Annotated in this window: 14 protein-coding genes; 13 read left to right on the top strand and 1 reads right to left on the bottom strand. The window is 70.0% G+C overall.

The features are described 5' to 3' along the window. The first annotated feature begins 297 nt into the window (after positions 1 to 297). From hpnC to OG504_RS09790, 13 genes are all read left to right on the top strand, one after another. Positions 298 to 1,200, top strand: a complete 903-nt coding sequence (hpnC, locus tag OG504_RS09850; RefSeq protein WP_033281745.1) for a squalene synthase HpnC — start codon at positions 298 to 300, stop codon at positions 1,198 to 1,200. Beyond that, positions 1,197 to 2,147, top strand: coding sequence for a presqualene diphosphate synthase HpnD (hpnD, locus tag OG504_RS09845; protein ID WP_405989436.1), 951 nt, complete (start codon positions 1,197 to 1,199; stop codon positions 2,145 to 2,147). Before hpnC ends, hpnD begins: the two co-directional genes overlap by 4 nt. After that, the gene (locus tag OG504_RS09840; protein ID WP_405989435.1) at positions 2,147 to 2,287 is read left to right on the top strand and encodes a DUF6380 family protein; all 141 of its coding nucleotides are present in this window, start codon (positions 2,147 to 2,149) and stop codon (positions 2,285 to 2,287) included. The genes hpnD and OG504_RS09840 overlap by 1 nt, the downstream gene beginning before the upstream one ends. Further along, on the top strand, positions 2,284 to 3,714 hold the full coding sequence (gene hpnE, locus OG504_RS09835) for a hydroxysqualene dehydroxylase HpnE (protein WP_405989434.1): 1,431 nt from the start codon (positions 2,284 to 2,286) through the stop codon (positions 3,712 to 3,714). Before OG504_RS09840 ends, hpnE begins: the two co-directional genes overlap by 4 nt. Next, positions 3,714 to 4,844, top strand: a complete 1,131-nt coding sequence (locus OG504_RS09830; protein WP_405989433.1) for a polyprenyl synthetase family protein — start codon at positions 3,714 to 3,716, stop codon at positions 4,842 to 4,844. Before hpnE ends, OG504_RS09830 begins: the two co-directional genes overlap by 1 nt. Positions 4,845 to 4,956: 112 nt before the next feature. Further along, on the top strand, positions 4,957 to 6,963 hold the full coding sequence (shc, locus tag OG504_RS09825; protein WP_405989432.1) for a squalene--hopene cyclase: 2,007 nt from the start codon (positions 4,957 to 4,959) through the stop codon (positions 6,961 to 6,963). After that, positions 6,963 to 7,604: a 1-hydroxy-2-methyl-2-butenyl 4-diphosphate reductase gene (locus OG504_RS09820; RefSeq protein ID WP_405989431.1), complete on the top strand. Its 642-nt coding sequence runs from the start codon at positions 6,963 to 6,965 to the stop codon at positions 7,602 to 7,604. Before shc ends, OG504_RS09820 begins: the two co-directional genes overlap by 1 nt. A 5-nt stretch (positions 7,605 to 7,609) precedes the next feature. Then, on the top strand, positions 7,610 to 8,632 hold the full coding sequence (hpnH, locus tag OG504_RS09815; protein WP_033281750.1) for an adenosyl-hopene transferase HpnH: 1,023 nt from the start codon (positions 7,610 to 7,612) through the stop codon (positions 8,630 to 8,632). A gap of 4 nt (positions 8,633 to 8,636) precedes the next feature. Beyond that, complete coding sequence (gene ispG / locus OG504_RS09810; RefSeq protein WP_405989430.1) at positions 8,637 to 9,794, top strand: flavodoxin-dependent (E)-4-hydroxy-3-methylbut-2-enyl-diphosphate synthase; 1,158 nt, start codon at positions 8,637 to 8,639, stop codon at positions 9,792 to 9,794. A 27-nt stretch (positions 9,795 to 9,821) separates the two neighbouring features. Beyond that, on the top strand, positions 9,822 to 11,729 hold the full coding sequence (dxs, locus tag OG504_RS09805; RefSeq protein ID WP_405989429.1) for a 1-deoxy-D-xylulose-5-phosphate synthase: 1,908 nt from the start codon (positions 9,822 to 9,824) through the stop codon (positions 11,727 to 11,729). Further along, positions 11,726 to 13,111, top strand: coding sequence for an aspartate aminotransferase family protein (locus OG504_RS09800; RefSeq protein WP_390161576.1), 1,386 nt, complete (start codon positions 11,726 to 11,728; stop codon positions 13,109 to 13,111). The genes dxs and OG504_RS09800 overlap by 4 nt, the downstream gene beginning before the upstream one ends. A gap of 112 nt (positions 13,112 to 13,223) precedes the next feature. Beyond that, entirely contained in the window at positions 13,224 to 13,856 is a 633-nt protein-coding gene (locus OG504_RS09795; RefSeq protein ID WP_405989428.1) for a helix-turn-helix domain-containing protein, read from the top strand. Beyond that, positions 13,853 to 13,978 (top strand): DUF6126 family protein, encoded by a 126-nt coding sequence (locus tag OG504_RS09790; RefSeq protein ID WP_019058824.1) that lies wholly within the window; start codon positions 13,853 to 13,855, stop codon positions 13,976 to 13,978. The genes OG504_RS09795 and OG504_RS09790 overlap by 4 nt, the downstream gene beginning before the upstream one ends. Before the next feature lie 32 nt (positions 13,979 to 14,010). Here the strand turns inward: OG504_RS09790 and OG504_RS09785 are convergent, their stop codons facing one another. Continuing rightward, complete coding sequence (locus OG504_RS09785; protein ID WP_405989427.1) at positions 14,011 to 14,808, bottom strand: tyrosine-protein phosphatase; 798 nt, start codon at positions 14,806 to 14,808, stop codon at positions 14,011 to 14,013. Positions 14,809 to 14,826: the final 18 nt, after the last annotated feature.

Raw genomic sequence — 14,826 nt, 5'->3', positions numbered from 1 at the left:
CGGCCCAAGGAATCTTGACGCCAATCGGTGTGTTGTTGTGATGTGCAGGACACCCCGAGGAAGCTCGCTGCGTTGTACAACGTAAGCTGTACCGGTGCCGAATAGCGGCAAGTGGGGCGATAATGCGCGACACCCTTCTGCGGGTAAGCCTGCGTCCAACCGTGCGGACGACTGGGCGGCGTGTCCGAAATAGTGTGTATTGGGTCGGCAGTGTAGAACGGGAGATGTGACGGCAATGGCTACGGAAACTCCCCAGCTCACCGAAGCATGCGCCGTCCCCGCCCCTGGCAGTGAGCGGTGACGGGAACCGGCTCCGCCGGCACCGGTGATCCGGAGCGCGGCACACTCGACAAGGCCGCGGGTGAGAACTTCCCCGTGGCGCCTTTCTTCCTGCCCAGAGCCTGGCGCACCGATCTCATGGCGGTGTACGGATTCGCCCGCCTCGTCGACGACATCGGCGACGGCGATCTGGCCCCCGGCGGCGCCGACGCCCGTCTGCTCGGCGTCTCGCCCGCGGACGCCGAGGACCGCCTGCTCCTCCTCGATGCCTTCGAGGCCGATCTGCACCGCGTCTTCGACGGCACCCCGGGCCACCCCCTGCTGCGCCGCCTCCAGCCGACCGTCCGCCGGTGCGCGCTGACCCCCGAGCCCTTCCTCGGCCTGATCGCCGCGAACCGCCAGGACCAGCTCGTCACGCGCTACGAGACCTACGACGATCTCCTCGCCTACTGTGAACTCTCCGCGAACCCGGTCGGCCGCCTGGTCCTCGGCGTCACCGGCACCGAGACCCCCGAGCGGGTCCGGCTGTCCGACGCGATCTGTACCGCACTTCAGATCGTCGAACACCTGCAGGACGTTGCCGAGGACCTCGGCAACGACCGCATCTACCTGCCCGCCCAGGACATGAAGCGCTTTCACGTCCAGGAAGCGGATCTCGCCACGCCCTCCGCGGGCGCATCGGTGCGCGCACTGGTTGCATACGAAGCAGAACGCGCCCGCGATCTCCTGAATGAAGGCGCCCCCCTGGTGGGTAGCGTCCACGGCAGACTGAAGCTGCTGCTCGCGGGGTTCGTGGCGGGGGGAAGGGCGGCGATCCGAGCGATCGTCGCCGCTGAATACGACGTACTTCCCGGCCCGCCCAAACCCGGCAAGATCCAGTTGCTGCGTGAGGTGGGCGTGACTCTGCGAGGAGAGGGGTGATCCGCAGCGTGGAGTCTGCACCGCACATGTCCGCACCGGTACTCGCCGCCTACAGCTACTGCGAGGCCGTCACCGGTCAGCAGGCACGTAACTTCGCGTACGGCATCAGACTGCTGCCGACGCCCAAGCGCCGTGCGATGTCGGCGCTGTACGCGTTCTCCCGGCGCGTCGACGACATCGGCGACGGCACACTGCCGACCGACGTGAAGTCGGTACGCCTCGAGGACACCCGGGCGCTGCTCACCCGGGTCCGCGAGGGCAAGGTCGAGGAGGACGACACCGACCCGGTCGCGGTCGCCCTCGCGCACACGGCCGAGGCCTTCCCGGTCCCGCTCGACGGCCTGGACGAGCTCATCGACGGCGTTCTGCTGGACGTCCGCGGCGAGACCTACGAGACCTGGGACGACCTCAAGGTCTACTGCCGGTGTGTCGCGGGTGCGATCGGGCGTCTCTCACTCGGTGTGTTCGGCACCGAGCCGGGTGCCCGCGGCGTCGAACGCGCCTCGGAGTACGCCGACACGCTGGGGCTCGCGCTCCAGCTCACCAACATCCTCAGGGATGTCCGCGAGGACGCCGAGAACGGCCGGACCTATCTGCCCGCCGACGACCTCGCGAAATTCGGCTGCTCGGCCGGGTTCGACGGGCCGACGCCGCCGGAGGGCTCCGACTTCGCGGGTCTCGTGCACTTCGAGGTGCGACGGGCCCGCACCCTCTTCGCCGAGGGCTACCGGCTGCTCCCCATGCTCGACCGCCGCAGCGGCGCCTGTGTCGCCGCCATGGCCGGCATCTACCGCCGCCTGCTGGACCGCATCGAGCGGGAGCCGGAGGCCGTCCTGCGCGGCCGCGTCTCCCTGCCCGGCCGCGAGAAGGCCTACGTCGCGGTGCGCGGCCTGTCCGGCCTGGACGCCCGGCACGTCACGCGGAGCACCCTCAGGAGGCGCACCTGATGGACAGAGTGGGCCAGGGTGACGCCACCGGAGGAAAACGGCAGGCAACCCTCCGGTGTGAAGCGGCGTCCCTGACTGCAACGGTCCGCCATGGCTGGTTCGAGTGCCTCGGTGGGCGCGCAGGGGGGAGTGCACGATGAGCGACGGGACGCGGCCCGACGGGCTGCCCGCCGAGCCGGCGACGGGATCGGCCGGACGGCATGCCGTCGTGATCGGCGGCGGCCTCGCCGGCATCACCTCCGCGCTCGCGCTCGCCGACGCCGGAGTCCGCGTCACCCTGCTCGAAGGCCGCCCGCGCCTGGGCGGACTCGCCTTCTCCTTCCAGCGCGGCGACCTCACCGTGGACAACGGCCAGCACGTGTATCTGCGCTGCTGCACCGCCTACCGCTGGTTCCTCGACCGCATCGAGGGCGCGGCGCTGGCTCCGCTGCAGGATCGTCTCGACGTGCCCGTACTCGACGTGAACCGCCCCGAGGGGCGCCGCCTCGGCAGACTCCGGCGCGACGCGCTGCCCGTGCCGCTGCATCTGGGGCGCAGCCTCGCGACGTACCCGCATCTCTCGCTCGCGGAGCGCGCCAAAGTAGGACGTGCCGCGCTGGCGCTCAAAGGGCTCGATCTCGGCGATCCGGCCCTGGACGCGCAGAACTTCGGCAGCTGGCTGACCTCGCACGGTCAGTCGGCGCGTGCCGTCGAGGCACTGTGGGACCTGGTCGGGGTCGCCACCCTCAACGCGGTCGCGGGCGACTCCTCGCTCGCCCTGGCCGCGATGGTGTTCAAGACCGGTCTGCTCTCCGACCCGGGCGCGGCCGACATCGGCTGGGCACACGTCCCGCTGGGTGAACTGCACGACCGGCTCGCCCGCAAGGCGCTCGACTCCGCGGGCGTGCGCACCGAAGTCCGTACACGCGTCACCTCCATCTCTACTGACGAAAACGGGCGTTGGAGCGTTCAGGTTCCCGGCGAGACCCTCGAAGCCGACACCGTGGTACTCGCCGTACCGCAACGCGAGGCCCACGATCTGCTGCCCGACGGCGCCCTCGACGAGCCCGAGCGGCTGCTGGCGATCGACTACTCGCCGATCCTCAACGTCCATGTCGTCTACGACCGCAAGGTGCTCGCCCGGCCGTTCTTCGCGGCGCTGGGCACCCCCGTGCAGTGGGTGTTCGACCGGACCGACGCGTCCGGGCTGAAGGACGGCCAGTACCTGGCGCTGTCCCAGTCCGCCGTGCACGACGAGATCGACGCACCCGTGGCCGAGCTGCGGGAGCGCTACCTCCCCGAGCTGGAGCGGCTGCTGCCCGGTGCGCGCGGCGCCGAGGTGAAGGACTTCTTCGTGACCAGGGAGCGGACGGCGACGTTCGCTCCCGCCCCCGGCGTCGGACGGCTGCGGCCCGGCGCCCGCACCAAGGCCCCCGGCCTGTACCTGGCCGGAGCGTGGACCGCCACAGGGTGGCCCGCGACCATGGAGAGTGCGGTCCGCAGCGGGGTGAGCGCGGCGGACGCCGCACTCGCCGCCCTGGGCCGGCCCCGCCCCCGTCACCTCTTCGAGTTCGAGGAGGCGGCGTGATGCTCGATCAGCAGGCGGCAGGCGACCCCCGCACCTCCGGTACCGCGACAAGAGGAGAGACTGTGCCCACTGTGCCCCCGGCCGAGACGGCTGCCGACGCGGTGGACGTGTCCGCGCTCCTGGAGCGCGGCCGGACCCTTGCCACACCGGTACTACGGGCGGCCGTGGACCGCCTGGCTCCCCCCATGGACACCGTTTCCGCCTACCACTTCGGCTGGATCGACGCCGAGGGCAACCCGGCGGCCGGCGACGGCGGCAAGGCCGTACGCCCCGCGCTCGCCGTGCTCTCCGCCGAGGTCACCGGCGCCTCGCCCGAGACCGGCATCCCCGGTGCTGTCGCCGTCGAACTGGTCCACAACTTCTCACTGCTGCACGACGACCTGATGGACGGCGACGAGCAGCGCCGGCACCGCGACACCGTCTGGAAGGTGCACGGCCCCTCCCAGGCCATCCTCGTCGGCGACGCCCTGTTCGCGCTGGCCAACGAGGTCCTGCTGGAGCTCGGCACCGTCGAGGCCGGCCGCGCCACCCGCCGCCTGACCACCGCGACCCGCGCCCTCATCGACGGCCAGGCGCAGGACATCTCCTACGAGCACCGCGACCGCGTCAGCGTCGAGGAGTGCCTGGAGATGGAGGGCAACAAGACCGGCGCCCTGCTCGCCTGCGCCTCCTCCATCGGGGCCGTGCTCGGCGGTGCGGACGACCGCACCGCCGACGTCCTGGAGAAGTACGGCCACCACCTCGGCCTGGCCTTCCAGGCCGTCGACGACCTCCTCGGCATCTGGGGCGACCCGGAGTCCACCGGGAAGCAGACCTGGAGCGATCTGCGCCAGCGCAAGAAGTCCCTGCCCGTGGTGGCGGCGCTCGCGGCGGGCGGACCCGCCTCCGAGCGGCTCGGCGAGATCCTCGCCGCCGACGCCAAGAGCAGTGACTTCGAGAACTTCTCCGAGGAGGAGTTCGCGGCCCGCGCCGCGCTCATCGAGGAGGCCGGCGGCCGCGAGTGGACCGCCGAAGAGGCACGCCGTCAGCACACCATCGCCATCGAGGTCCTCGACGCCATCGACATGCCCGACCGGGTTCGGGCGCAGTTCACGGCGCTCGCCGACTTCGTCGTCGTACGAAAGAGATGATCACTATCGGTCGAATAGCCCTCGCGTAGTCGCCGGCCGGTGCTGCGAAGATACGAGTACCGGCCGACGGCGGACCCACAGCAGAGACATGCCACTGCACGAAGGGGAAGCCATGACAGCGACGACCGACGGAAGCACCGGGGCCATGCCTCCCCGTGTTGCCGCGGCCAGCGAAACCGACATCAACACCCCCGTGGCGGCCGGGGTGCACGACGCCGCCGCACACGCCGTACAACGCGCCACCGACTTCCTCCTCTCGCAGCAGGACGCCCAGGGCTGGTGGAAGGGCGACCTCGAGACGAACGTCACGATGGACGCCGAGGATCTGCTGCTCCGTCAGTTCCTGGGCATCCGCGACGAGTCGACGACCCAGGGCGCCGGACTCTTCATCCGCGGCGAGCAGCGCGAGGACGGCACCTGGGCCAGCTTCTACGGCGGACCCGGTGAACTCTCCACCACCATCGAGGCGTACGTCGCCCTCCGCCTGGCCGGGGACGCGCCGGACGCCCCGCACATGGCGAAGGCGTCCGCGTGGGTCCGCGAGCGGGGCGGGATCGCCTCGGCCCGGGTCTTCACCCGGATCTGGCTCGCGCTGTTCGGCTGGTGGAAGTGGGACGACCTGCCCGAACTCCCGCCGGAACTCCTGTACTTCCCGACCTGGGTGCCGCTCAACATCTACGACTTCGGATGCTGGGCCCGGCAGACCATCGTGCCGCTGACGGTGGTCTCCGCGAAGCGGCCGGTACGTCCCGCGCCCTTCCCGCTCGACGAACTCCACACCGACGCGGACAACCCGAACCCGGTCAAGCCCCTTGCCCCGGTGGCGAGTTGGGACGGCGCCTTCCAGCGGATCGACAAGGCGCTGCACCTCTACCGCAAGGTGGCTCCGCGCAAGCTGCGCGGGTACGCGATGAAATCAGCCGCGCGCTGGATCATCGAGCGGCAGGAGAACGACGGCTGCTGGGGCGGCATCCAGCCGCCGGCCGTGTACTCGGTGATCGCCCTGCACCTGCTGGGCTACGACCTCGAACACCCCGTGATGCGCGCGGGACTTGAGTCGCTGGACCGGTTCGCGGTCTGGCGCGAGGACGGGGCCCGGATGATCGAGGCCTGCCAGTCCCCGGTGTGGGACACCTGCCTCGCGACCATCGCGCTCGCCGACGCGGGCGTGCCCGCCGACCACCCCCAACTGGTCAAGGCCGCCGACTGGATGCTCGGGGAGGAGATCGTCCGCCCCGGCGACTGGGCGGTCAAGCGGCCCCAACTGCCGCCGGGCGGCTGGGCGTTCGAGTTCCACAACGACAACTACCCGGACATCGACGACACCGCCGAGGTCGTGCTCGCGCTGCGCCGGGTCAGACATCACGACCCGGAACGCCTCGACCGGGCCGCCGGACGCGCGGTCCGCTGGAACCTCGGAATGCAGTCGAAGAACGGCGGTTGGGGCGCCTTCGACGTCGACAACACCAGCCCGTTCCCCAACCGGCTGCCGTTCTGCGACTTCGGCGAGGTCATCGACCCGCCGTCGGCGGACGTCACCGCGCACGTCGTCGAGATGCTCGCCGTCGAGGGCCTCGCCCACGACCCGCGCACCCGGCGCGGCATCGAGTGGCTGCTCGCCGAACAGGAGGCGGACGGCTCGTGGTTCGGCCGCTGGGGCGTCAACTACGTATATGGCACAGGGTCGGTGGTGCCTGCCCTCGCCGCCGCCGGGATCCCCGGCTCGCACCCGGCGATCCGGCGCGCGGTCACCTGGCTGGAGACCGTGCAGAACGACGACGGCGGCTGGGGCGAGGACCTGCGCTCCTACAAGTACGCCAAGGAATGGAGCGGCCGGGGCGCCTCCACCGCCTCGCAGACGGCCTGGGCGCTGATGGCCCTGCTCGCGGCGGGGGAGCGCGACTCCAAAGCCGTAGAGCGTGGCATCGAGTGGCTCGCGGCGACCCAGCGGGAGGACGGGTCCTGGGACGAGCCCTACTTCACCGGCACGGGCTTCCCGTGGGACTTCTCCATCAACTATCACCTCTACCGGCAGGTCTTCCCGCTCACCGCGCTCGGGCGCTACGTGCACGGAGAACCGTTCTCCCAGACCTCGTTCTCCCCGGCCAAGGGGGACTGATGGGCAGACAGTCCGCCGGACCGCCGCTGCTGATCGCCTGCGCGCTCGGCATCGAGCGCCTCGCCCTGCGCGCAGGCGACCGCTCCGGCGCCGACGGGCCGGTCACCTTCCTCAGGACGGGGATGGGGCCCCAGGCGGCCGAGGAGGCCGTCACCCGGCGCCTCACCGAGCCGGCGCTGGACGGGGCCGCCGTACTGGCCACGGGTTTCTGCGCCGGCCTCGCCCCCGGTATGCACCCCGGCGACCTCGTGGTCGCCGAGGAGACCAGGGAGGCGCGCGGAACCGTTCCGTGCGTCGGTACCGAACTGCTCGTCAAGGAACTGGTGCGGGCCCTGCCCGGCCGCACCGTCCACACCGGCCCCCTGACCGGTTCCGATCACATCGTCCGCGGTCAGGAACGGTCGGATCTGCTCGCGACCGGCGCAATCGCGGTCGACATGGAATCGGCCGCCACGCTGCTGAGCGCCGTGCGTACGGGCGCGCGCCCGGTTGCGGCCGTACGGGTGGTCGTGGACGCTCCTGAACATGAACTCGTCCGGATCGGCACGGTGCGCGGTGGAATATCGGCTTTCCGCGTTCTTCGATCCGTTCTTCCCGCTTTTTTCGAATGGCACCGTTCTTTGCTGCTCCCCCGGAGGTGAGCCAGATGGCCATGCCGCTGCGCCAGACAATCAAGGTCGCTACATACTTGGCTGAACAGAAGCTCCGCAAGAGGGACAAGTTCCCCCTGATCGTGGAGCTGGAACCTCTCTTCGCATGCAACCTGAAGTGCGAGGGCTGCGGCAAGATCCAGCACCCGGCGGGCGTGCTCAAGCAGCGCATGCCGGTGGCCCAGGCCGTCGGGGCGGTGCTCGAGTCCGGTGCGCCGATGGTGTCCATCGCGGGCGGCGAGCCCCTGATGCACCCTCAGATCGACGAGATCGTGCGGCAGTTGGTGGCGAAGAAGAAATACGTCTTCCTCTGCACCAACGCGATGCTGCTGCGCAAGAAGCTGGACAAGTTCACGCCCTCGCCGTACTTCGCCTTCGCGGTGCACATCGACGGGCTGCGCGAGCGGCACGACGAGTCCGTCGCGAAGGAGGGTGTGTTCGACGAGGCGGTGGAGGCGATGAAGGAGGCCAAGAAGCGCGGCTTCCGCGTCACCACCAACTCGACGTTCTTCAACACCGACACCCCGCAGACCATCATCGAGGTCCTGAACTTCCTCAACGACGACATCAAGGTCGACGAGATGATGATCTCGCCCGCCTACGCCTACGAGAAGGCGCCCGACCAGGAGCACTTCCTGGGCGTCGCGCAGACCCACGAGCTCTTCAAGAAGGCCTTCGCGGGTGGCAACCGGCGCAAGTGGCGGCTCAACCACTCCCCGCTCTTCCTGGACTTCCTGGAGGGCAAGGTCGACTTCCCGTGCACGGCGTGGGCGATCCCGAACTACTCGCTCTTCGGCTGGCAGCGCCCCTGCTACCTGATGAGCGACGGGTACGTCCCGACGTACCGGGAGCTGATCGAGGACACCGACTGGGACAAGTACGGCCGCGGCAAGGACCCGCGCTGCGCCAACTGCATGGCTCACTGCGGTTACGAGCCCACCGCCGTCCTCGCCACCATGGGCTCCCTCAAGGAGTCCCTGCGGGCCATGCGCGAGACCGTCGCCGGAAACCGCGACTGACGCCATGACCGCAGTGTCCCTGGGCGTCCCCGAGATGCCGGTCCGGCCGATCGCCGAGCGACGTGTGTCGCGGCAGATCCAGGTCGGACCGGTGGCGGTCGGGGGCGGGGCCCCCGTCTCGGTCCAGTCGATGACGACGACGCGTACGTCGGACATCGGCGCCACCCTCCAGCAGATCGCCGAACTCACCGCGTCCGGCTGCCAGATCGTCCGCGTCGCCTGCCCCACGCAGGACGACGCGGACGCGCTGGCGACCATCGCGCGCAAGTCGCAGATCCCGGTGATCGCGGACATCCACTTCCAGCCCAAGTACGTGTTCGCCGCAATTGAGGCCGGCTGTGCGGCGGTTCGCGTCAATCCGGGCAACATCAAGCAGTTCGACGACAAGGTCAAGGAGATCGCGCGGGCCGCGAAGGACCACGGCACGCCGATCCGCATCGGGGTCAACGCCGGTTCCCTGGACCGGCGGTTGCTCCAGAAGTACGGCAAGGCGACGCCCGAGGCGCTCGTCGAGTCGGCCCTGTGGGAGGCGTCCCTCTTCGAGGAGCACGGCTTCCGCGACATCAAGATCTCCGTCAAGCACAACGACCCCGTGGTGATGGTCAACGCCTACCGGCAACTGGCCGCGCAGAGCGACTACCCGCTGCACCTCGGGGTCACCGAGGCCGGTCCCGCCTTCCAGGGCACGATCAAGTCGGCCGTCGCCTTCGGGGCGCTGCTCAGCGAGGGCATCGGCGACACGATCCGGGTGTCGCTGTCCGCCCCGCCGGTGGAGGAGGTCAAGGTCGGCCTCCAGATCCTGGAGTCGCTGAACCTCAAGCCCCGCCGGCTGGAGATCGTGTCGTGCCCGTCCTGCGGGCGCGCCCAGGTGGACGTCTACAAGCTCGCCGACGAGGTCACGGCGGGCCTGGAAGGCATGGAGGTGCCGTTGCGCGTCGCGGTCATGGGCTGCGTCGTCAACGGACCCGGTGAGGCGCGGGAGGCGGACCTCGGGGTCGCCTCCGGCAACGGGAAGGGCCAGATCTTCGTCAAGGGCGAGGTCGTCAAGACCGTGCCCGAGTCGAAGATCGTGGAGACCCTCATCGAGGAGGCGATGAAGATCGCCGAACAGATGGAGCAGGACGGCGTCGCGGCGGGGGAGCCGGCCGTCACCGTGAGCTGAAACAGCACGGACCGAAGGGGGCCCGACGTGACGATCCTGGAGAGCATCCGGCAACCACGCGACCTGAAGTCGCTGTCCGAGGCGGAACTCGGCGAACTGTCCGAAGAAATAAGGGAGTTCCTGGTCCATGCGGTGGCCAGGACCGGCGGACACCTCGGGCCCAACCTGGGCGTGGTGGAACTGACCATCGCGCTGCACCGGGTCTTCGAGTCTCCAACTGACCGCATCCTCTGGGACACCGGCCACCAGAGCTACGTACACAAGATCCTGACGGGCCGTCAGGACTTCTCGAAGCTGCGCAGCAAGGGCGGCCTGTCCGGCTACCCCTCGCGCGAGGAGTCCGAGCACGACGTCATCGAGAACAGCCACGCCTCCACCGCGCTCGGCTGGGCCGACGGCCTCGCCAAGGCCCGTCAGGTGCAGGGCGAGAAGGGCCATGTCGTCGCGGTCATCGGCGACGGCGCCCTCACCGGCGGCATGGCGTGGGAGGCGCTGAACAACATCGCCGCCGCCAAGGACCGGCCGCTGATCATCGTCGTCAACGACAACGAGCGGTCCTACTCGCCCACCATCGGCGGCCTCGCCAACCACCTGGCCACCCTGCGCACGACCGACAGCTACGAACAGGTCCTCGCCTGGGGCAAGAGCGTCCTGCTGCGCACACCGGTGATCGGCAACACGGTCTACGAGTCGCTGCACGGCGCGAAGAAGGGCTTCAAGGACGCGTTCGCCCCACAGGGCATGTTCGAGGACCTGGGCCTCAAGTACGTCGGCCCGATCGACGGACACGACATCGGCGCCGTCGAGTCCGCGCTGCGCCGCGCGAAACGCTTCCACGGCCCGGTCCTGGTCCACTGCCTCACGGAGAAGGGCCGCGGCTACGAACCCGCCCTCGCCCACGAGGAGGACCACTTCCACACCGTCGGCGTGATGGACCCGCTCACCTGCGCACCCCTCACACCCTCCAACGGTCCTTCCTGGACCAGCGTGTTCGGCGACGAGATCCTGCGCATCGGGGAGGAACGGGACGACGTCGTGGCCATCACGGCCGCCATGCTGCATCCGGTCGGCCTCGGCAAGTTCGCCGCGAAGTTCCCCGACCGGGTCTGGGACGTCGGCATCGCCGAGCAGCACGCGGCCGTGTCGGCGGCGGGCCTCGCGACCGGCGGACTGCATCCCGTCGTCGCCGTCTACGCCACCTTCCTCAACCGCGCCTTCGACCAACTCCTGATGGACGTGGCGCTGCACCGCTGCGGGGTGACGTTCGTCCTGGACCGCGCCGGGGTGACCGGAGTCGACGGAGCGTCACACAACGGCATGTGGGACATGTCCATCCTCCAAGTGGTGCCGGGTCTGCGCATCGCCGCGCCGCGTGACGCCGACCAACTCCGGGCGCAGCTACGGGAAGCGGTCGCCGTCGACGACGCGCCTACCCTGGTCCGCTTCCCGAAGGAGTCGGTCGGACCGGAGATCCCCGCGATCGACCGCGTGGGCGGCCTCGACGTCCTGCACCGGGGCGCGGAGACCCCCGAGGTACTGCTCGTCGCGGTGGGCGTGATGGCGCCCGTCTGCCTCCAGGCCGCCGAACTCCTCGAAGCGCGCGGCATCAACTGCACGGTCGTGGACCCCCGTTGGGTCAAACCCGTCGACCCGGCGCTCCCCGGCCTCGCCGCGGAGCACCGGCTGGTGGCCGTCGTGGAGGACAACAGCCGTGCCTCCGGCGTCGGCGCCGCGGTGGCGCTGGCGCTCGGTGACGCCGAAGTCGACGTCCCCGTACGGCGGTTCGGCATCCCGGAGCAGTTCCTCGCGCACGCCAAGCGCGGGGAGGTGCTCGCCGACATCGGCCTCACACCCGTCGAGGTCGCCGGACGGATCAGCGCAAGCCTGGCGGTCAAGGACACGAACGCCGGCACAGCCAAGGAGAAACCCGAATGACCAAGGAGTTCGACCTCACCGCGCTGCTGGCCGAGCGCGGAGCCGAGCGCTACGAGCTGCACGCCAAGTACCTGAACCACCAGCTCCCGCGCATGCTGCACACCATCGGCTTCGACAAGGTCTACGAGCGGGGCGAGGGCGCCTACTTCTGGGACGCGGACGGCAACGACTACCTGGACATGCTCGCCGGGTTCGGGGTGATGGGCCTGGGCCGCCACCACCCCGTCGTCCGCAAGGCGGTGCACGACGTCCTCGACGCCCAGCTCGCCGACCTCACCCGCTTCGACTGCCAGCCGCTGCCCGGCCTGCTCGCCGAGCAACTCCTCACCCACAGCCCGCACTTGGACCGGGTGTTCTTCGGCAACAGCGGTACGGAGGCGGTCGAGACCGCGCTCAAGTTCGCCCGGTACGCCACCGGGAAACCCCGTGTCCTGTACTGCGACCACGCCTTCCACGGCCTGACCACCGGCTCGCTCTCGGTCAACGGCGAGGACGGCTTCCGGGACGGCTTCGCCCCGCTGCTGCCGGACACGGCCGTACCGCTCGGTGATCTCGACGCCCTGGCACGGGAGTTGAAGAAGGGGGACGTCGCCGCCCTCGTCGTCGAACCGATCCAGGGCAAGGGCGTCCACGAGGCCCCACCCGGCTATCTGCGCGCCGCGCAGGAACTCCTGCACCAGCACAAGGCGTTGCTCATCGCCGACGAGGTGCAGACCGGCCTCGGCCGCACCGGCGACTTCTACGCCTACCAGCACGAGGAGGGCGTTGAGCCGGACCTGGTGTGCGTGGCCAAGGCGTTGTCCGGCGGGTATGTGCCGGTCGGCGCGACCATCGGCAAGGACTGGATCTTCAAGAAGGTCTACTCGTCCATGGACCGCGTGCTGGTCCACTCGGCGAGCTTCGGGTCCAACGCGCAGGCCATGGCGGCGGGCCTCGCCGTGCTGTCGGTCATGGAGAACGAGCAGGTCGTCGCCAACGCCCGTGCCACCGGGGACCAGTTGAGGTCCCGGCTCGCCGCGCTGGTCGACAAGTACGAGCTGCTCGCCGATGTCCGCGGCCGGGGCCTGATGATCGGCATCGAGTTCGGCAGGCCCAAGTCGCTGAAGCTGCGCAGCCGTTGGACCATGCTGCAGGCCGCGCGCAAGGGCCTGTTCGCGCAGATGGTGGTCGTCCCGCTGCTCCAGCGGCACCGGATCCTCACCCAGGTCTCCGGGGACCACCTGGAGGTCATCAAGCTCATCCCGCCGCTGATCATCGGCGAGCGAGAGGTGGACCGGTTCGTGGACGCCTTCACCGCCGTGATGGACGACGCGCACAGCGGCGGCGGGCTGATGTGGGACTTCAGCAAGACGCTCGTGAAGCAGGCGGTGGCGAACCGGTAGCGGTGGCCGACCGGTAGGGGCTTCTGTCGGGCGCCGTAGGTGAGCACTGCGGGTTTTTGTCTCTGAGGCAAGAGATTTGCCTCGGGGGCAAGCCTGCGGCTGAATGGAGAGCATGAGCTCTCCCGAGACCGAGCCGGAACCGTCGGCCGGGCCGGTCGAAGACCTGCCGGCCACCGTCGCACCCCAGCTCCGCGCCCTGCGCCGCCGCGCCTCCCTCACCCTGGAGGTCGCCGCGCGCTCGGCCGGGCTCTCGCCCGCCCATCTCTCCCGACTGGAGACCGGGCAGCGCCAGCCCTCGCTGCCGATGCTGCTCGCGCTGGCCCGTATCTACGGTACGACAGTCTCGGATCTGCTCGGCGAGACGGTCACCGACCGGGAGGCCGTCGTCCGCGCCGCGGACATGGAACCGACCCGGGCGGGCGGCTGGACCTACTGGCAGGCAGGCGCCCCCGGACGCGGCATGCAGTCGCTGCGCGTGCGCATCCCGCACGGCTCCCAGGGCGACATCGTGCGCGTGCACCCCGGCGAGGAGTGGCTGTACGTCCTCAAAGGCCGGCTGCGCCTGCGCCTCGGCGACACCGCGCACATCCTCGCGCCGGGCGACAGCGCGCACTTCGACTCGCTCACCCCGCACCGCCTCGCCGCCGCCGACGAGGACGGCGTCGAGGTCCTGTTCGTCCACACCCTGCTGCAGAGCCCCACGGCCACCCTGTGCCTGGGCCCGATCACCGGAGAGACGCCATGAGCGGCAACAACATCGAGGACAAGTTCCCCCGCGCCCTGTGGGTGCGGCTCATCATCTACATCGCCGTCGGCCACGTCTTCGCGGCCTTCATCTACCTGCTGTTCTCCGTGGGCGCCAAGTAGCCTGCCGCGACGGCCGGTTCACCAGGTCCGGCTCAGTCGAGCAGCCGCTCGCGCAACCGCTCCCGGGTCTCCGGGGTGATCCCCAGTCCCTGTTCCAGGTAGGCGTCCACGCTGCCCCAGGTCTCCTCGACGGTCTCGAAGGCCGCCGTCAGATACTCGGCGCGGGCGTCGAAGAGGGGGCTGAGGAGCTCCATCACCTCGGGGGAGTAGGCCGAGGCGGAGGGGCCGCTGCGGCGCACCTTGTAGCGGCGGTGCTTCGCGTTCGACTCCAGGTAGTCGGCCACGATCGCCTCGCGCTCCACGCCCACGGCGAGCAGCGTCACGGCTATCGACAGGCCCGCGCGGTCCTTGCCCGCCGCGCAGTGCATCAGCGCGGGAACGCTGTCCTCCGCGAGCGCGTGCAGCACCTGGGAGTGCTCGGCGGTGCGCTCCTTGACGATCGTGCGGTACGAGGCGATCATCCGGTTCGCGCCCTTGTCGCCGCCGAGGATCCCGCGCAGCTGGTCCATCTCGCCGTCGCGGACCATCTTCCAGAACTCGGAGCCGTCCGCCGGGTCGCTCAGCGGCAGATTCACATTGCGCACGCCGGGCAGCTCGACGTCGGGACCCTCCAGCTTCTGGTCCGACGCGTTGCGGAAGTCGAAGATCGTGTGCAGGCCCAGCGAGGCGAGGAACGCGGCGTCCTCCTCGGTCGCGTGCGCGAGGTGACCGCTGCGGAACAGCACCCCGTGCCGCACCCGCCGTCCGTCCACCGTCGGAAGTCCGCCCACGTCCCGGAAATTGCGCACTCCGGACAACTCCGGCTCGGTCGACGGAATCTGCTGCGTCACGAGGACTCCTCCCACTCG

It is taken from the genome of Streptomyces sp. NBC_00986 (assembly GCF_045162565.1).
Taxonomy (GTDB): domain Bacteria; phylum Actinomycetota; class Actinomycetes; order Streptomycetales; family Streptomycetaceae; genus Streptomyces.
This window is presented reverse-complemented; position numbering and strand designations above follow the sequence as displayed.